General features: G+C 69.3%; 14 protein-coding genes. 5 read left to right on the forward strand and 9 right to left on the reverse strand.

All coding sequences use genetic code 11. The features are described from left to right. Nucleotides 1–7 precede the first annotated feature (7 nt). The 5 genes from ACP7AS_RS02005 to ACP7AS_RS02025 all read right to left on the reverse strand — a co-directional run bounded on the left by ACP7AS_RS02005 (nucleotide 8) and on the right by ACP7AS_RS02025 (nucleotide 4122). Complete coding sequence (locus ACP7AS_RS02005) at nucleotides 8–424, reverse strand: DUF6491 family protein (RefSeq protein ID WP_426027150.1); 417 nt, start codon at nucleotides 422–424, stop codon at nucleotides 8–10. 74 nt (nucleotides 425–498) lie between these two features. Beyond that, entirely contained in the window at nucleotides 499–2268 is a 1770-nt protein-coding gene (mnmD, locus tag ACP7AS_RS02010; protein WP_426027151.1) for a tRNA (5-methylaminomethyl-2-thiouridine)(34)-methyltransferase MnmD, read from the reverse strand. Nucleotides 2269–2314: 46 nt separating this feature from the next. After that, nucleotides 2315–2605 (reverse strand): hypothetical protein, encoded by a 291-nt coding sequence (locus ACP7AS_RS02015; RefSeq protein ID WP_426027152.1) that lies wholly within the window; start codon nucleotides 2603–2605, stop codon nucleotides 2315–2317. Between the two features lie 175 nt (nucleotides 2606–2780). Then, the gene (locus ACP7AS_RS02020; protein ID WP_426027153.1) at nucleotides 2781–3041 is read right to left on the reverse strand and encodes a hypothetical protein; all 261 of its coding nucleotides are present in this window, start codon (nucleotides 3039–3041) and stop codon (nucleotides 2781–2783) included. Between the two features lie 238 nt (nucleotides 3042–3279). Next, nucleotides 3280–4122 carry an HAD family hydrolase gene (locus tag ACP7AS_RS02025; protein ID WP_426027154.1) on the reverse strand — a complete coding sequence of 281 codons (843 nt, stop codon included), beginning with the start codon at nucleotides 4120–4122 and terminating at the stop codon, nucleotides 3280–3282. A 102-nt stretch (nucleotides 4123–4224) separates the two neighbouring features. Here ACP7AS_RS02025 and ACP7AS_RS02030 point away from each other — a divergent pair, with 102 nt between their 5' ends. Then, a complete protein-coding gene (locus ACP7AS_RS02030; protein ID WP_426027155.1) occupies nucleotides 4225–4608 on the forward strand; it encodes a hypothetical protein in 384 nt (127 codons plus the stop codon). A 3-nt stretch (nucleotides 4609–4611) separates the two neighbouring features. Here ACP7AS_RS02030 and ACP7AS_RS02035 read toward each other — a convergent pair whose 3' ends face one another. Beyond that, nucleotides 4612–6936, reverse strand: coding sequence for an ATP-binding protein (locus tag ACP7AS_RS02035; RefSeq protein ID WP_426027156.1), 2325 nt, complete (start codon nucleotides 6934–6936; stop codon nucleotides 4612–4614). A 161-nt stretch (nucleotides 6937–7097) separates the two neighbouring features. On the opposite strand from ACP7AS_RS02035, the gene ACP7AS_RS02040 reads away from it, so the two are divergent. The 4 genes from ACP7AS_RS02040 (at nucleotide 7098) to ACP7AS_RS02055 (ending at nucleotide 10581) form a co-directional block, all read left to right on the forward strand. After that, nucleotides 7098–7499, forward strand: coding sequence for a metallopeptidase family protein (locus tag ACP7AS_RS02040; RefSeq protein ID WP_426027157.1), 402 nt, complete (start codon nucleotides 7098–7100; stop codon nucleotides 7497–7499). 190 nt (nucleotides 7500–7689) lie between these two features. Then, complete coding sequence (gene rlmN / locus ACP7AS_RS02045) at nucleotides 7690–8847, forward strand: 23S rRNA (adenine(2503)-C(2))-methyltransferase RlmN (RefSeq protein WP_426027158.1); 1158 nt, start codon at nucleotides 7690–7692, stop codon at nucleotides 8845–8847. A gap of 455 nt (nucleotides 8848–9302) precedes the next feature. Then, nucleotides 9303–9746, forward strand: a complete 444-nt coding sequence (locus ACP7AS_RS02050; RefSeq protein ID WP_426027159.1) for a DUF350 domain-containing protein — start codon at nucleotides 9303–9305, stop codon at nucleotides 9744–9746. A 4-nt stretch (nucleotides 9747–9750) separates the two neighbouring features. Continuing rightward, entirely contained in the window at nucleotides 9751–10581 is an 831-nt protein-coding gene (locus ACP7AS_RS02055; RefSeq protein ID WP_426027160.1) for a S1 family peptidase, read from the forward strand. 86 nt (nucleotides 10582–10667) lie between these two features. Here the strand turns inward: ACP7AS_RS02055 and ACP7AS_RS02060 are convergent, their stop codons facing one another. The 3 genes from ACP7AS_RS02060 to katG all read right to left on the reverse strand — a co-directional run bounded on the left by ACP7AS_RS02060 (nucleotide 10668) and on the right by katG (nucleotide 16884). Next, nucleotides 10668–13505, reverse strand: coding sequence for a M16 family metallopeptidase (locus ACP7AS_RS02060; RefSeq protein ID WP_426027161.1), 2838 nt, complete (start codon nucleotides 13503–13505; stop codon nucleotides 10668–10670). A 147-nt stretch (nucleotides 13506–13652) separates the two neighbouring features. After that, entirely contained in the window at nucleotides 13653–14540 is an 888-nt protein-coding gene (locus ACP7AS_RS02065) for a hydrogen peroxide-inducible genes activator (RefSeq protein ID WP_426027492.1), read from the reverse strand. Nucleotides 14541–14643: 103 nt separating this feature from the next. After that, the gene (katG, locus tag ACP7AS_RS02070; protein WP_426027162.1) at nucleotides 14644–16884 is read right to left on the reverse strand and encodes a catalase/peroxidase HPI; all 2241 of its coding nucleotides are present in this window, start codon (nucleotides 16882–16884) and stop codon (nucleotides 14644–14646) included. Nucleotides 16885–16920: the final 36 nt, after the last annotated feature.

Here is a 16920-nt window from a genome sequence, read left to right on the forward strand (position 1 = left end):
CGCGGCGTCAGGGCCGCTGCCGGGGCGGCAGGGCGGCGACCTGGGCCTCGGTCAGCTGGCGGCTGATGCGGACGCGACAGACCGTCGCCGCCGAGGTCGATCCGGGCACGACGACGCGGGCCCTGTCATCGCTGCACAGCCGCGAGCCGGCCATCCCGCCGTCGGGGATCAGGGCGACCTGCCGGGCGAAGTCCAGGTCCGGGCAGTCCCCCGCCGCGTTCAGCTCAAAGACCGCATTGCGGCCGACGCGCAGGAACAACTGGTCCTGACGGCCCCGTGTGTAGTTGTTGACCTGACCGACATTGAAACACTGGCGGGCGCTCGACGCGCCGCTTTCGGCCATGCCCGGGGTCCCTCCGCCGCCCGTGGGGGCGCAGGCTGCGAGGACGAGGGCGGCGGCGCTGATTGTGAAGGCGGCACGCATGGCGAACTCCGGTGGTTGAGGCTTCGACACGCCGACCGTCCGCCTTGCCGAACGCCTGCGCAAGGCCGCCGTCTTCACAATCGCGCCGGATCGACCCGGGCCGCCAAAGCGCGGGGCAGGGGCGACGGCGCGCCCAGAACCAGGGCGGCGACGTGCTCGGCCAGCAGCGGCGCGGCGCAGAATCCGCGCGAGCCGAGGCCTCCCAGCACAAACAGCCCCGCCTGCCCCGGAACCGCACCGGCCAGCGGCAGGCGGTCCGGCGTCGTGGCCCGGACGGCGGCCCGGGCGCGCACCGACCCGACCGCCTCCACCCGCGCGGCGAGCCCGGGCAGGCCGGCGGCCAGCGTCGCCAGGTTTCGGGCACTGTCCGCGGCCCGGACATCGGTCGCGACCTCGCCCCGCTCATGGGTCGCCCCGAACAGCAGGCCCTCGCCCGTGGGAACGGCGTAGCCACCCCAGGCGACCGCCGGTGCCGTGACCCCCTCGACCCAGTCGGCCTGACCGCGCACGGGTGCCAGCGCCCCCTCCGGCCAGAGCGCGGCTGTTCCCCAGCCGCCGGCGAACACGACCCTGTCGGCCTCAAGGATCAAGCGCCCCGCACCATCGACCAGACGCCAGCGCCGGTCATGGGGCTCCAGCCCCGCGACCTCGGCCGTGATGACGGCGGCGTCTTCCAGCCACTGTTTCAGGACCGGCGCCGGTCGCACGGCCAGCGCCCCGGCCATGAACAGGCCGCCGCCGACCGGTTCGGCGAGCCGGTCCGATGCCGCAGGCTCCTGCAGCACGGTCATCGCCCTCGCCGGCCAGACCGGCTGGCCGCTGATCTTGCCAAAGCGGCCCGTGTCGCGCGGCTGCTGCGCCAGCTGGACCACCCCGCTGGCCACGACCGCTCCCGGCACCGCGGCATAAAGATCTCGGGCCCGATCGAGCGCCTGGGCGAACAGGCCGGCGATGGCGGCATCGCCCACATCGAGCCTCGGCGTCACCAGCGCGGCGGGGAACCCCGACCCTCCCGCTCCCGGATGATCGGCCTCGACTACCGTCGCCCGGAGCCCGAGCGCGGCGAAGGCCCGGGCCAGCGCCGCTCCGGCGATCCCCGCGCCGACGATGGCCACCGACGGGGCCGCTTCGACGCCGGGTACCGGATCCGGCAACCAGGCCTCCAGCCGCTCGCGCTTGCGACCGTGACCGGGCCGTTTGGCAACCGAAAAGCCCCGATCGGCCAGCCCGCGCCGGACCGATCCCGCCACGGTGAAGGTCGCCGCCCGGGCACCGGGGGCGGACCGCGCTGCGATCCCGTCGATCACCGCGTCCGACCACATGGCGGGATTGGTCGAGGGGGAAAACCCGTCCAGGAACCAGGCGTCCGCCAGCCCCGACCATTGCGCCAGCGCCCACGCCACCTCGCCGACGGCCAGATCGAGAGTGGCGTTGAACGCCGGAAGGTCCAGCCGGTGAAAGCCGGGGGTCGGCTCGGGCCAGGCCGACAGAAGGGCCTCTGACGCCTCCGCCAGCTCGGGCCAGGCCGACAGCGCGCGTTCGGCCTCGGCCCGCATAAGCGGAAACCCCTCGACCGAGAAGACATGCAGGTGCGCGCCCGTCGGCCCTTCGCGTCGCCACAGATCCAGCAGGGCCGCGATGTTCAGACCGGTACCGAAGCCCAGCTCCGCCACGGTGAACCGGTCGCGACCGGCCCAGGCCCCGGGCAGGCCGCAGCCGGTCAAAAAGACCGCACGAGTCTCGGCCAGACCGTCCTGTTGCGAGAAATAGACGTCATCGAACCGGCCCGAACGCGGCGCGCCGTCATCGGTCCAGATCAGGCGGGGCGAGCGGTCTTCGGCCATGAGCCCGGCCTATACGCGTCCCGCGCCTAAGCAAGGACAAAGGAACTTATTGAGCGGCGGCGGGGGCCTCGGCACCCGGCGTCGCGGTGCCGTCCGAGGGCGATTCATCCGAGGTCGGAGCCGTGGCTTCAGGGCCGGCCGCCGATGTCGGCGCGCCCGCATTCGCTGCGGCAGCGGCCGCGGCGGCGGCACCTTCAGCGGTCATCACCCCGGTATCGGCGGCACCCGAGGCTTCGGCAGCTTCGGTCGAGGCGGCGGGGGCCTCTTCGGCGGGCTTGCTGCAGGCGGACAGGGCGAAGACCGCGGCGGCGGTCAGGATCAGGGCGGCGTTGCGCATCGGAAAATCCTTGAAGCTGCAGGCTGTGGTGCCCGCAGGATGACGACGGCGAAGCTTGAGGCACAAGCGAAATTCACCCCGCCGTGCGGTCGCCGTCGTCGCACAACGAAAAAGGGCCGCCCGTGAGGGCGACCCTTCGTTCAACAAGGCCCGAGGGCCCGTGTCGATGTCGCTCTTAGTGAGCGGCTTTTTCTTCAGCAGCCGGGGCGGCCGGGGCCATGGCGGCGTCGGCAGCCGGAGCGGCAGCGGCGTCGGCAGTGGCGGCAGCGGCAGTCGCGTCAGCGGCGGCAGCGTCGGCGGTCGCAGCAGCGTCCGTGGCGGTGTCGGCAGCGGCCGAGGCGTCAGCAGCGGCGGCGTCGGTCTTTTCAGCGGCGGGGGTGCAGGCAACCAGGGCCAGAGCGGCGACGGAAGCGGCAACCAGAGCGGTGATGCGCATAATATTTATTCCTTCAGAAGGGTCATACGAGGTCATGAACTCCTCGCCAGTGGGAGATAACGGATTCGTGAGCCTGAGCGCAAGCGAAATTCTCACGGATTCGTGAACCGCGGTGACGCAACCAAACCGACCGCGACAACGTGCAAGGGCCAGGCAGCTGTTCCTGCTCGCTATTCCTGCACAGAACAGGGCAGCGGCAAGGCTGTGGATCGCACGGGGCGGCGTCTGACCTGCGGGTTCAGCGGTCGGCCGGCATCCGGCCCGCATTGACCGCGATCCGGCCGATCAGCCCCTTGACGATCAGGTCGACGGGCGAGCCCTCGCGATAGTCGGCGGCAGCGACGAAATTGACCCGGTCCTCCGAGATCAGCCGATGGATCTTGTTGGTGTCGCGCGGCGTGTTCTCGGGATCATAGACGGCGATCGAGAAGCCGCCCTTGGTGTGCATCATCTTCATGGTCGGCACGTCGGTGTCGCCGTCGCCGAGGAAGATCATCCGCTCGAACGGGATCGGCCGCTCGTCGTCCGGGATGAAGCGATTGATGCGCTCGTCGTCCCAGTGGTTGAACACGCCCTTGTTGATGCGGAACAGATACTGGGTCTTGGTCGTGTAGTTGACGCCGACGGCCGGCCAGATGGCCACGTCATTGTCATCATAGACGTATTTCGAGGCGTAGACGTGCTTGAACGCCTTTGCGATCGGGCAGCCCTCGATCATCTCCGTCAGCCCGGCCGAGATGATGTAGTGCTCGATTTCAAGCCCGAACTGGTCGCCGAAGGCGTCCATCCGCTCGAACCAGCTCATGTCCCTGAGGCCCTCGAACAGGGCCACGTCCCGGCCGTGGTCGCGCAGGGCCTGTTTCGTGACCGGCTGACCCACCCGCTGGGCGGCGGCCAGCATCATCTGCATATACATCAGGATGCCGTCGCCGTCGGCCTTCTGGGTCTCTGGATAGACGCTGTCCCAGAACTGTTTCGGCGTCATCCCGATCGACGGGATGAAGCTGACCTCCTGCATATTGCCGCGCGCCAGCGTGCCGTCGAAATCGTAGATCAGCGCGGTCTTCAAGCGTTTGGCCATGGGGGCGTTCCGAGGATTGCCTGCGAGAGGCTGCGGTGATGGAGCTATCCCTTGGGTGGACGAACGGCAAGCAGTCGTCCCGTCAGCAAGGACGGAGTCGTCATGTCGATGCGCGCTTTCGTGGTCCTGATTTTGGGAATGCTGGGAGCTTGCCAGTTCGGCTCATTGTCGGACGAACGAAAATATCCCAACGCTGCAGCGACGGCGTCACTTGTCATTCAGGTCGAAGATCTGGGGGCTTTCGTGGTGAACCACGTCAGCCTCGAAGTCGGCGCGGTTCGGAGGCCTGACATCCGGACCCTGGAGCATATGTCCGATGTGGCGGTGACTTGGGAAACGGATACCCGGGCCCGGTTCTGCTATGTCGGCTCCATGGACCAAGGCGCTCCCGTCTGGCGAGGCGAGATCGCCGGACGCCAGTACGAGGTGATTTTCGACGACACCGGCGAAGATCACATGTGCGGCGCGGTTCCAGCCGACGCCTGAGCCCTAGCCCAGCCGCAGCTCCGGCGCCGCCGCCACCCCCGCAGCTTCCAGCGGCAGGTGCAGGATGAAGGCCGCGCCCTTGCCGGGCTCGCTTTCCACCTCGGCCCAGCCGCCGTGCAGCTCGACCAGCGCCTTCACCAGGGCCAGTCCGACACCCGGCCCGCCGCGCTCGCGCCGGACGAACCGGTCAAAGACGTGGGCCTGCAGGTGATAGGGAATGCCCCGGCCGCTGTCCTCGACGCGGATGCGCAACTCGGACGTATTGGCCTCGGCGGTCAGGGCCACCACGCCGCCCTCGGACACCGAGCGGGCGGCATTGTCCAGCAGATGGTCCAAGGCCTGACTCACCCTCTGGGCGTCGGCGCGGATCGGCCGCAGCCCCTTGGGACAGGCGACCGTCAGGGTCGCGCCCCGGCCCTCGATCTTCGGCCGGTGGGTGGCGACCGCGGCGGCGAACAGATCCCGCACCCGCACATCTCCCAGCGACAGCTCCATCTCGCCGGCGTCGATCTGGGCCATGTCCAGCACATCGTCGATCGACCCGGCCAGCTGGCTGGCGGCGACCCGGATGGCCCCGGCGTGCTGGCGGCTGCGTTCCGGCAGGTCGGCCTGCATCTCCAGCAGTTCGGAATAGCCGACGATGGTCGTCAGGGGTGTGCGCAATTCATACGAGACACTGCCCACGAACTCGCGTTTCAGCGCCGTCGATTCCTCCAGCGCCTGGGCCTTGGCGGCCAGGGCCTGCTCCAGCCCGCGCTGTGCCGTCACGTCGGAAAAGGCCACCAGAGTCGCGCCATCCGGCAGGGGCCGGGTCAGCCAGGAGGCGATGCGCCCGTCGGTCGTGCGTCCCTCGCCCGCGATCGGCACCCGGCTTTCGGGATCGGGATCGGCCACCCGCGCCTTCAGCCCCAGCCACAGCGCCGGGTCGGGCATGGTCGACTGGCACAGGCCGGCGACCGCATCGAAGTCTCCCGCCGCGTCGATCGCTTCGCCGGTCAGGCTCCAGAATTTGTCGAACGCCTCGTTGTGCAGGCGGATGCGGCCGTCCGAGCCGAACACGGCCACCGCGTCGTTCAGCTTGTCCAGAGTGGCGGTCTGCACCTGGATCTGGGCGTTGAACCGGCTGCGCAGCTTGAGCTCGTCGGTGATGTCCGAGAACAGCAGCAGCACGCCGCCCAGCGGGTGCGGCTGGCGCACCACGCGCAGGGTGCGCCCGTCAGGCAGGGACCAGCTGTCGTCGGGTGCCGCTTCGGATGCCCCGTAGAAGTCCAGTTCATTGGCCTTCCAGCCGGCGTAGTCGATCACCTCGGGCAGCAGCCGGCGCTGTCGCAGCTTGTCCAGAAGCTCGGCGTGGGTCGGCCGCTCGTCCAGCCAGGCCGGATCGATGTTGAACAGGGTCTGGAAGGCGGTGTTGTGGAAGGCCAGCCGCTTGGACGGACCGAAGATGGCGACCGCGTCGGCCAGATGGTTCAGCGTCTCGTCATGGGCCTCGACGTGTCGGCGCAAGGTGTCGCGCGTCTCTTCCGCCTCGGTCATGTCGAGCGCAAAGGCCAGCACGGCCCCCGCCCCGCCCTGCACCGGCTCGGCGACAATGCGCCAGGCCCGGCGCCGACCGCCGCCGGTGGTCCAGCGGAAGCCGTCCTGATGCTGGCGGGTCCGCCCGGCCTCGGCGACGATGGCGTCGGCCCCGCGGTCGAAGCTCAGCCTCTGGTCGCGCGCCGCCTCGACGCTGTCGGCCTTCATCTCGGTCAGCCAGGCCTTGTTGGCCCAGGCCAGCCGCCCGGCCGCATCGGTGATCCAGGTCGGGGCCGGATAGGAGTCGGCCAGCAGTCCCAGCCCGCTCTCGGTCGCCGTGCCGACCAGTCCCAGCCGCGCCAGCTTCAGCCAGGCCGCCCCGGCCGAGGACCGGCCCTCGACGGACCAGGCCCCGGCCGCGCCTTCCAGCACCGCGTCAAAGGCCTCGCCCTGGTCGATCAGGGCATCCAGCCGCGCCCCCGCCGCCTCGCGCACCGCGTCCAGCACGACCAGCGCCGGATCGCCGGGAGCCTCGCCGTCGGCCGCCAGATCGCGCACCACGGCGTCCCACGCCCCGGGCGCGCCCAGCCGCCGCGTCCGACCATCGGGTGCCAGCGCCAGCCGGACGTCTTCGAAGGCGGCGAGCGCGCCGTCACAATCGGCCAGATCGGCGCGCGTCCGGACCAGATCGGCCTCGGCCAGGCGATGGCGCACCGCCAGCCGACCGCGCAGACGCGCGGCCCAGGCGCTGAGCGCCAGCGCCAGCCCCGCGGCACCCGCGGTCGCGACATAGGCGATGTCGGCCTCGGCCATCGTGTTCGTTCAGCTCCCGCGCCCTGATTCGGTAACCATACCTGAAGAGGGAACAGGGACTAGGGATTAGGGAACAGGGAGCGGGAAATGGCGGAGATCGTGCCCATCCGCGTCCCCACACGCTTTCCAACCTAATCCCTAGTCCCTAATCCCTAGTCCCCATGTCCTGGACCGACCAATCCGCCCCCTCGCTCGACGACTTCGCCCGGCTGGCGCGCCAGGCCTTCGACGCCCTGCCCGAGCCGTTCCGGTCGCTGGCCGGTGACGTGGTCATCCGCGTCGATGATTTCGCCGACGAGGAAACCCTGGCGATGATGGAGATCGAGGACCCGTTCGAGCTGACCGGCCTTTACCACGGCGTCGATATCGGACTGCGTGACCAGATGGGTCCGGCGGCCGAGCCCTCGCGCATCTTCCTCTACCGCCGCCCCATCCTCGACGAATGGTGCGAGCGCGGCGACGTCGGCCTCTCCGAGATCATCGCCCACGTCCTGATTCACGAAATCGGCCACCATTTCGGGCTGGACGATGACCGGATCCATGAGGTGGAAGACGAGGACTAGAAATTCTCCCTCCCCTTCATGGGGAGGGATGTCGGCGCAGAGCGTCGACAGGATGGGGTTCGGCTGGACGGTTCCCCACCCGGTCGCTGCGCGACCACCCTCCCCACTTCGGGGGAGGGAGAACGCCGGCCTTAAATCCTTCCCGATCTGTGGTATAAGCCCCGTCTCCCTCTCCTGCAGGACTGACCCTTTGAGCCTCACGCTCGACCTTTCGCGCACGTCCGCCGCAAAGCCGGCGGCCCCCGTCAACCTGTCCGGTCTGACGCGCGCGGGCCTGCGGCAGGCGCTGATCGACGCCGACATCTGCCCGCCCGAGAAGGCGAAGATGCGCGCCTCCCAGGTCTGGGGCTGGATCCACCATTTCGGCGTCACCGACTTCTCCGCCATGAGCAATGTGGCCAGGGACACCCAGACGAAGCTGGCCGCCGCCTTCACCCTCGCCCGCCCCGAGATCGTCGAGCGCCAGGTCTCGAAGGACGGCACCCGCAAATGGCTGATCCGCACCGCCCCGGGCATCGAGATCGAGACGGTCTACATCCCCGACGTCGGCCGCGCCGGGGCCCTGTGCGTCTCGTCCCAGGTCGGCTGCACCCTGAACTGCACCTTCTGCCACACAGGCACCCAGGCGTTGGTGCGCAACCTGACCGCCGCCGAGATCGTGGCCCAGGTCCAGGTCGCCCGCGACGATCTCGAGGAATGGCCGTCGCCGAAAGAGGACCGCCGCCTGTCGAACATCGTCTTCATGGGCATGGGCGAGCCGCTCTACAATCTGGACCACGTCGCCGACGCCATCGACATCATTTCCGACAATGAGGGCATCGCCCTGTCGCGGCGCCGGATCACCGTCTCGACCTCGGGCGTGGTTCCGCAACTCGACGCGCTGGGAACCCGAACCCAGGCCATGCTGGCGATCAGCCTGCACGCCACCAACGATCCCCTGCGCGACGTGCTGGTGCCGCTGAACAAGAAATATGACCTGGCCCAGCTGATGGCCGGCATCCGCGCCTATCCCGGTCTGTCCAACGCCCGCCGGGTGACCTTCGAATACGTCATGCTCAAGGGCGTCAATGACAGCCCCGACGAGGCACGCGCCCTGCTCAAACTGATCGAGGGCATACCGGCCAAGGTCAATCTGATCCCGTTCAATCCCTGGCCGGGCACGGACTATGAATGCTCGGACTGGAAGACGATCGAGCGGTTTGCGGCCATCCTCAACAAGGCCGGCTACGCCTCGCCGATCCGCACGCCGCGTGGCCGCGACATCCTCGCCGCCTGCGGCCAGCTCAAGTCCGAGAGCGAGAAGGTGCGCGCCTCGGCGGTGCGGAAGGCAGCAGCTGAAGCAGCTTGAAGACTAGTGGCTGGTGGCTGGTGGCTGAGAATTGGCACAGGCCTTCCGGATGCCCCGGCTCCGACAGAAGCTCCAGCCTACCACGAGCCACCAGGCTCAATCGGCATTCAGCAGTGCCGCTGATCGTCCATCAAGCATCGTCTTTCCGGGGCCGCAGAGCGGAACCCGGAATCCAGGGGACTGGACTCGCCATCGGGCCGTGAGGCGGGCGGCGGCGTCGAGACTCCTGGATTCCGGGCTCTTGTCCCGGCTGCGCCGGTCCCAGCCCCGGATTGACGTGGGAGGGATGGCGGTATCGCCTTCTGAATGTCGATTGAACCTAACCACGCGCCACTCGTGCTCGATCTCCCCGACCTACCGCGTCACAGTTCTTGACCGCCTGTGGCGCCGGTGCGCTTGCGGATTGGGGCGGAATCCGGGCAATCGTCCAGCATTCTCCTGTGCTCCGGATTCCCATGGACGCCTCGTCCCTTTCCACCGTGCTCGAAAGCGCCGAGGTCCAGGCCTTCGCGACGGGCTTTCCCACGACCATGGCGCATCTGGGTGTGACCCTGGCGCTGATGGTCGGCGGCGCGGTCATCTATGCCCTGTTCACGCCGTGGAAGGAGATCACCCTGATCCGTCAGGGCAACGCCGCCGCGGCCGTGGCCTTTTCCGGCGTTCTGGTCGGCCTCGCCATTCCCCTCGCCGTCAGCCTCAGCGTCTCGACCTCGATCAATGACATCGTCCTGTGGGGCGTTGCCACGGTCTTCATCCAGCTGCTCGCCTTCCGCATCGTCGACATGATCCTGACCGGCCTGCCCCAGCGCATCCGCGAGGGCGAGATCGCCGCCGCCGTCCTGCTGGTCGGGGCCAAGCTGTCGACCGCCCTGATCCTCGCCGCCGCCCTGACGGGCTGACGCCATGGGCTTTTCCCGCCCGCCCGACTGGCTGATCTATTCAACGGTCCTCGCCGCCCTGTTGCTGCTGTCCCTGGCGCGGCGCGAGAACGCCGACGCCCCGCCCGCGCCACCGCCCCCCGACGAGGCCGAGGGTGCCCTGCTGGGGCCGGTGACGCCGTTCGATCCGGCCGTGACGGTCAATGCCCCGGACATCCCGTTCCAGCCGGCTTCGGGGACCGCCTTCTCCATTTCGCGCGATGGCCGCTGGGTCACCGCGCGCCACGTCGTCGAGGGCTGCCGACGCCCGGCCATCATGGTCGGCGGCGGCCGCGCCGTCGCGGCGGACGTGCGCCTCGCCCCGCGCGCCGACATCGCCGTGCTGATCACCCAGGGCGGGGCGGACGCCGTTCCGGTGTCGAGCGTTGAAGGCCTGCACACCGGCCAGCGCGCCTTCCATCCCGGCTATCCCCAGGCCCGCGCGGGCGAGGTCACCTCGCGCCTGCTCGGCCGCGAGACGCTCAAGGTGCGCGGACGTGGCCAGCGCGATGAGCCGGTCCTCGCCTGGGCCGAAGTCGGCCGCACGGATGGACTGGGCGGCACGCTGGCGGGCCTGTCGGGCGCGCCGGTGCTCGACCGCCAGGGCCGCGCCATCGGCGTCACCATCGCCGAAAGTCCGCGCCGTGGACGGATCTACACCACCTCGCCGGACACCTTCGGCCCGGCCATCCGCGGCGTGCAAAAGGCCGACGAGCCGCTGACGGGCCGCACCGTCACCATCGACAACTACGGCCTCGTCGCCGACGACCTGCGGCGCGAGCTCAGGGTCGCCCAGGTGGTGTGCCTGTCGGCGTGACTGACGCCTCTCCCCCCCTTCATGGGGAGGGTGGTCGCGCAGCGACCGGGTGGGGAATGCAGACAGACCCCACCCTGTCGTCGCGACTACTTCAATGCCGCGCTGTCCAGGTTCAGGCTCGACAGCGGGATGACCTCCACGTCCGGATGCTTCGCCCGCAGGGCGTCGAGGAATTTCGACGCGTCGCCGACGATGACCAGGCTGGCGCGGTCGACCGGAAGGTGGCGGGCGAAGGCGGCCTCGACCGCCGGGCCGTCGATGGCCTCGACGTTGCCGACATAGTCCGCCAGTTCGCTCATCGGCAGGTCATAGAGCGCCAGACCGGCGACCAGCCCGCCCAGACCGTCCACCGTCTCCAGCGAACTGCCGAAGGCGCCGGTCAGGATCGCCTGACGGGTCGTCAGCTCGGACGGGCTGGGCCGGGTCGTCGACAGGCGCGTCACCTCGGCCAGGATCAGGTCGGCGACCTCGGCGGCGGCGTCATTGCGGGTCTGGGCGCTGGCGGTGAACAGACCGTCGTCGCGCCGGACGCCGAGCGATGACCGCGTGCCATAGCTGAGCCCGCGCTTGATGCGGATTTCCTGGTTCAGCCGCGAGGTGAAGCTGCCGCCCAGCAGGGTGTTGCCGAGCGTCAGCGGGAAATAGTCGGCATCGGTCCGCGACACGCCGCGCAGGGCGACGGTCACGGCCGCCTGACCGGCACCCGGCTGGTCGATGACGACGATGCGCGGCGGCAGGGTCGGACCCGCTGGATTGTTGGCAGCCGCGACAGCGGATGCGCTGGTCCAGTCCCCAAATGCGCTCTGGGCCAGTGCCCTCGCTTCTGCCTCGTTGATGTCGCCGGAGAAGACCAGGGTCGCATCGATCGGGCGATAACGCTGGCTGTGGAAAATCGCGACGTCCTCTCGCGTTATGGCCGGAATGGTCGTCAGGGTTCCCGAAGCGGGGCTGCCGTATTGCGCGTCGCCGTAGACGATCCGCGCGGCGGCCTGGGCTGCGACCGGGCCGGGCGTGGTCAACGCGATGCGGAGCGCGTCCAGCGCCTGGGTGCGCTGACGGTCCAGTTCTTCCTCGGCGAAGGTCGGGTTGCGGACCAGATCGGCCATCAGGGCGAGGGCCTGGGGGAAGACATTGGCCGGGGCATTGGCGAAGACGTTGGAGAAGTCGGCCCCGGCCCCCGCGCCCACCGTGGCGCCCAGTTGTTCGATCTCGGTGGCGATCTGCGGCGCGGTGCGGGTGGTGGTCCCCTGGGTCAAAAGGGCGGCGGTCATGGAGGCGACACCGGCCTTGCCGGCCGCCTCATTGGCCTGACCGGCATCGAAGCTCAGGCGGGCCGAGACGAGCGGAAGGCCGTCCTTTTCGACGACGAGAACCCGCAGGCCGTTGTCGAGACGGAAATCAGCGACGGGCGGCGTCACGGGTGACACGGCTTCGGCGATCCCCGGCAGGGCGGCGCGCTCGGCCTCGGGCAACAGGGTCAGGATTTCGCCGACCGGGGCGAGGTCGGCGATCTGCACCGGGGCCGTGACCTCGGTCACCTGCTGCGAGACGGGATTGGCCTCATCGGCGGTCAGATAGCGGATGGTGACGCTGCGCTGGTCGGTCAGATAGCGGCGGGCGACCCTCTGGATGTCGGCGGCGGTCACGGCCTGGATGCCCGCGATCTCGCGGTCGGCGACCGAGGCGTCATTGGTCTGGATCAGGGCAAAGCCCAGCACATTGGCGCGGTCGTCCACGGTTTCGCGGCTGCGCAGGGCGTCCGCCACCAGCTCGTTCTTGGCCTCGGCCAGTTCCGCCTCGGTGACGGGCTCGTCGCGGAAGCGGGCGATCTCGGCGCGCAGGGCGGCGATGCCTTCGTCGGGCGTCTTGCCCCCGGCCATGATGGCGAAGGTAGACATATAGCCCGCCTGCTTGGCGAAGTCGGGGCTGGACGAGGCCTGGGCCGCCAGCTGCTGCTCATAGACCAGCGAGCGATAGAGCCGCGAGCTCTCGCCGGTCGACAGCACGCCGTCCAGGACGGTCAGCGCGATCCGGTCGGCGTCGCGATAGGCCACGGTCGGCCAGGCCAGGACGACGGCCGGCAGCGGCACGTTCGGCGCGTGGAAGGTGACCTCGCGCGGACCGGTCGGCTCCGGCTCGACCACGCGATTGGCCGGCAGCGGCCGGTCGGGGTTGGGCAGGGGGGCCAGATACTGGTCGATCCAGCCGTCCAGCTGCGCCTGGTCGAAATTGCCGGCCACGATCAGGAAGGCATTGTCGGGCCGGTAGTAGGTGGCGTGAAAGCGGCGGACGTCCTCGATGGTCGCGGCGTCGAGGTTCTCGATCGAGCCGATGGTCGAGCGGCGGTAGGGGCTGTCCTGATAGACGGTCGCCGGCACGAACAGGCTGAACAGGCGGCCATAGGGCTGGGCCAGGACGCCCTGGCGGTATTCCTCCTTGACCACATCGCGCTCGCTTTCGAACACGTTCTCATTGACCACCAGCGAGCCCAGACGGCTGGCCTCGGCGAAGATCAGCCGCTCCAGGTGATTGGCCGGAATGGTCTCGTGATAGGCGGTGACGTCATCACTGGTGAATGCGTTGTTGTTGCCGCCCACGTCCTCGGTCAGGCGGTCAAAGGTCTCGTCCGGGAAGTCCTTGGTCGCCTTGAACATCAGGTGTTCGAACAGGTGAGCGAAGCCGGAACGCGCCTGGGGGTCATCCTTGGAGCCGACGCGGTACCAGACCTGGACCGTGACGTTGGAGGTCGAGGTGTCGCGCGCCGTATAGACATCCATGCCGTTCGGCAGGGTCCGCTTGACGAAGCCCAGCGGCGGCACGGCGACGGCCGCGGTCTGCGCCGCAGCCGGAGCGGTCTGGGCGGCGGCCGGAAGGCCCAGCAACAGGGCCGCGGCGGCGACCGTCAGAATCAGGCGGGACTTCATGGACGCAAGCTCCGAACGCCCGACGCATCCGGGCCGGCGGACCCTAACAGCGGGACCGTCGGGCGCACGTTACGGTGTCGTAATGCTAGCGCCGCCTCGATCCCGCTCATGCCGGCGAAAGCCGGGATCAGCGGAGCACAGGGACCCTCAGTCCAGGGTCAGCGCCTCGGCCAGCAGTTTCGCCTCGGCCGCCCGGCTGGAGCCGGTGCGCCAGGCGACCACGATCTCGCGGCGGGGGGCCCTGGCCGCGATGGGGCGCACCACGACGCCGGGCATGTCGGCCAGACCGGCCCGCACCGCCATCTCGGGCAGGAAACTGACCCCCAGGCCCGCCGACACCATCTGCACCAGCGTATGCAGCGACGTCGCCGCGAACACGTCGTCGCCCTTGGGCGGGACGATGTCGAAGGCCGCCAGCGCTTGGTCGCGCAGGCAGTGGCCGTCTTCCAGAAGGATCAGGTCCTCCGCCTTCAGCGAGCCCGCCGGGATCGGTCCGGTCCCGGCCAGGGGATGGCCCACCGGTGCCGCGGCCAGAATCTCGTCGTCGCCGATGCGCGCATGGTCGACGCCGCTGGCGCTGTAAGGCAGGGCGATCACCGCCGCGTCCAGCTGGCCCGCCTTCAGACCGGCGATCAGCCGCGGGGTCAGGTCCTCGCGGATGAACAGCCGCAGCGCCGGCCAGGCCAGTTTGATCCCCGGCAATTTGGTCGGCAGCAGGAAGGGCGCGACGGTGGGGATGACGCCCAGCCGGAACCGGCCGGACAGCGGCTTGCCCGCGTTCTTGGCGGCCTCGACCAGGTCCTCGGTCCGCGCCAGCACGTCCTCGGCCCGTCTGACCGCCTCGGCCCCGACAGCCGTCAGCTGAACATTGCCCCGCGTCCGCTCGACCACCGGCGCGCCGAGGATCTTCTCGAGCTCCTGCACCCCCGCCGACAGGGCCGGCTGGCTGACATGGGCCGCCTCCGCCGCCCGGCTGAACGAGGCATGCTCGGCCAGAAGCTTGAGATACTGGAGCTGGCGCAGGGTGGGGAGCATGGCCGACAGATAGGGTTGCACTATGGAGAAATCAAAGACAATCGGCTGTATCTATCGACCGGACTCCCGCCGCCGCGCGAGCGGCGCGGCGGCGGGGGCGGCGTCAATGGACGGGCTGATGCCGTTCCGCGCGCGGCAGGTCGAAGCGGTCAGCGTTCATCACCTTGACCCAGGCACCGATGAAATCCTTGACGAACTTCTGTCCCGCATCGGCCGAGGCATAGACCTCGGACAGCGCCCGCAGCTGCGAGTTGGAGCCGAACACCAGATCGGTTCGCGTCGCAGTCCACAGGCTCGCGCCCGTGATCCGGTCGGTGCCGACAAAGGTTTCGTCACCCTCACTGTCGACCTTCTTCCAGCCGGTCTTCATGTCCAGCAGATTGACGAAGAAGTCGTTGGTCAGCTGGCCCGGACGATCGGTCAGCACGCCCTGTTTCGAGTCCTGATAGTTGGCGCCCAGCACCCGCAGCCCGCCGACCAGCACCGTCATCTCTGGTGCGGTCAGGCCCAGCAGTTGCGCCCGGTCGACCAGCAGCTCCTCGGTCGGCACGTTGAACCGTACCTGCAGATAGTTGCGGAAGCCGTCGGCCTTGGGCTCCAGCACGGCGAAGCCGTCAACGTCGGTCTGCTCCTGCGAGCCGTCGGTGCGGCCGGGCGTGAACGGCACCTCGACGGCATGACCCGCCGCCCTGGCCGCCTGCTCGATCCCGACCGAGCCGCCCAGCACGATCAGGTCGGCGATGGAGACCGGAATGCCGGACGCAGCCCTGATGTCCTCATAGACCTTGAGCACCCGCGCCAGCTTCGCCGGCTCATTGACCTCCCAGTCCTTTTGCGGGGCCAGCCGCAGACGTCCGCCATTGGCGCCGCCGCGATGGTCCGAGCCGCGATAGGTCGCCGCCGCCGCCCAGGCGGTCGTGACCAGTTCGGCGACCGACAGGCCCGAGGCCGCGATGTGGGCCTTCAGCGCTGTGACGTCGCCGGCGCTGATGGCCGGTCCGGTCGGCGCGGGGATCGGGTCCTGCCAGATCAGGTCCTCGGCCGGCACTTCCGGCCCGAGGTAGCGGACCTTCGGCCCCATGTCGCGGTGGCACAGCTTGAACCAGGCGCGGGCGAAGGCGTCGGCAAAATGGGCCGGATCGGCGCGGAATTTCTCCATGATCGGGCGATAGGCTGGGTCGAATTTGAACGCCATGTCGGCCGTGGTCATCATCGTCGGGACCTTCTTGCCCGGCGTATGGGCGGCCGGTGCCAGGGTCTCGGGCGGATTGCCGACCGGCTGCCACTGTTTGGCCCCCGCCGGGCTGCGGACCAGCTCATAGTCGTGGTCCAGCAGCATGTTGAAATAGTCCATGTCCCAGGTGATCGGCGTGGGCGTCCACGCCCCCTCGATGCCCGAGGTGATGGTGTGGTCGCCGATGCCGCTCTCGTGGCCCGAGATCCAGCCCATGCCCTGCTGGGCGATGTCCGCGCCCTCGGGGCTGATCCCGACCAGCTTTGCGTCGCCGGCGCCGTGCGCCTTGCCGAAGGTGTGACCACCGGCCGTCAGGGCCGCCGTCTCCTCGTCGTTCATGCCCATGCGAGCGAAGGTCTCGCGGATGTCGCGCGCCGACTGCAGCGCATCGGCCACACCGCCGGGGCCTTCGGGATTCACATAGATCAGTCCCATCTGGATGGCCGCCAGCGGGCTCTCCAGCGCCATCTGCTTGTCGGGCTGGATGCGGGTCTCATTGCCCTCGGAGCCGACCCACTGTTCCTCGGTGCCCCAGTACACGTCCTTCTCGGGCTCCCACACATCGGCCCGGCCGCCGCCGAAGCCGAACACCGGTCCGCCCATGCTCTCGATGCCGACATTGCCGGCCAGGATCATCAGATCGGCCCACGACAGGCTGGCCCCGTATTTCTGCTTGATCGGCCACAACAGGCGCCGCGCCTTGTCGAGGTTGCCGTTGTCCGGCCAGCTGTTCAGCGGCGCGAACCGCTGCTGCCCCGCGCCGGCACCGCCGCGCCCGTCGCCGGTGCGATAGGTCCCGGCCGAGTGCCAGGCCATGCGGATGAAGAAGGGGCCGTAGTGGCCATAGTCCGCCGGCCACCACGGCTGGCTGTCTGTCATCAGGGCGGTCAGGTCGCGCTTCAGCGCGGCATAGTCCAGCGTCTTGAAGGCCTCGGCATAGTTGAAGCCGTCGCCCATTGGGTCGCCCGACTTTCCCTGCTGATGCAGGATGTCCATGGTCAGCTGATTGGGCCACCAGTCGCGGTTGGTCCGCCCCAGCAGGCTGCGCAGCGCCGCCGGCTCTTTCTTCGGATCATTCAGGGGCGAGGGTCCGCCAGCGTTTCCGTCCATGGTGCTTCTCCCGAGGGTGTGGTTCGGGATGAGGCT

The sequence above is a fragment of the Brevundimonas sp. TWP2-3-4b2 genome (assembly GCF_049897345.1).
GTDB lineage: Bacteria > Pseudomonadota > Alphaproteobacteria > Caulobacterales > Caulobacteraceae > Brevundimonas.

Excerpts from the sequence above, each read along its gene's own strand:
- ACP7AS_RS02005 (WP_426027150.1), bottom strand. The coding sequence starts at position 424 with ATGCGTGCCGCCTTCACAATCAGCGCCGCCGCCCTCGTCCTCGCAGCC.
- mnmD (WP_426027151.1), bottom strand. The coding sequence starts at position 2,268 with ATGGCCGAAGACCGCTCGCCCCGCCTGATCTGGACCGATGACGGCGCG.
- ACP7AS_RS02015 (WP_426027152.1), bottom strand. The coding sequence starts at position 2,605 with ATGCGCAACGCCGCCCTGATCCTGACCGCCGCCGCGGTCTTCGCCCTG.
- ACP7AS_RS02020 (WP_426027153.1), bottom strand. The coding sequence starts at position 3,041 with ATGCGCATCACCGCTCTGGTTGCCGCTTCCGTCGCCGCTCTGGCCCTG.
- ACP7AS_RS02025 (WP_426027154.1), bottom strand. The coding sequence starts at position 4,122 with ATGGCCAAACGCTTGAAGACCGCGCTGATCTACGATTTCGACGGCACG.
- ACP7AS_RS02030 (WP_426027155.1), top strand. The coding sequence starts at position 4,225 with ATGTCGATGCGCGCTTTCGTGGTCCTGATTTTGGGAATGCTGGGAGCT.
- ACP7AS_RS02035 (WP_426027156.1), bottom strand. The coding sequence starts at position 6,936 with ATGGCCGAGGCCGACATCGCCTATGTCGCGACCGCGGGTGCCGCGGGG.
- ACP7AS_RS02040 (WP_426027157.1), top strand. The coding sequence starts at position 7,098 with ATGTCCTGGACCGACCAATCCGCCCCCTCGCTCGACGACTTCGCCCGG.
- ACP7AS_RS02050 (WP_426027159.1), top strand. The coding sequence starts at position 9,303 with ATGGACGCCTCGTCCCTTTCCACCGTGCTCGAAAGCGCCGAGGTCCAG.
- ACP7AS_RS02055 (WP_426027160.1), top strand. The coding sequence starts at position 9,751 with ATGGGCTTTTCCCGCCCGCCCGACTGGCTGATCTATTCAACGGTCCTC.
- ACP7AS_RS02060 (WP_426027161.1), bottom strand. The coding sequence starts at position 13,505 with ATGAAGTCCCGCCTGATTCTGACGGTCGCCGCCGCGGCCCTGTTGCTG.
- ACP7AS_RS02065 (WP_426027492.1), bottom strand. The coding sequence starts at position 14,540 with ATGCTCCCCACCCTGCGCCAGCTCCAGTATCTCAAGCTTCTGGCCGAG.
- katG (WP_426027162.1), bottom strand. The coding sequence starts at position 16,884 with ATGGACGGAAACGCTGGCGGACCCTCGCCCCTGAATGATCCGAAGAAA.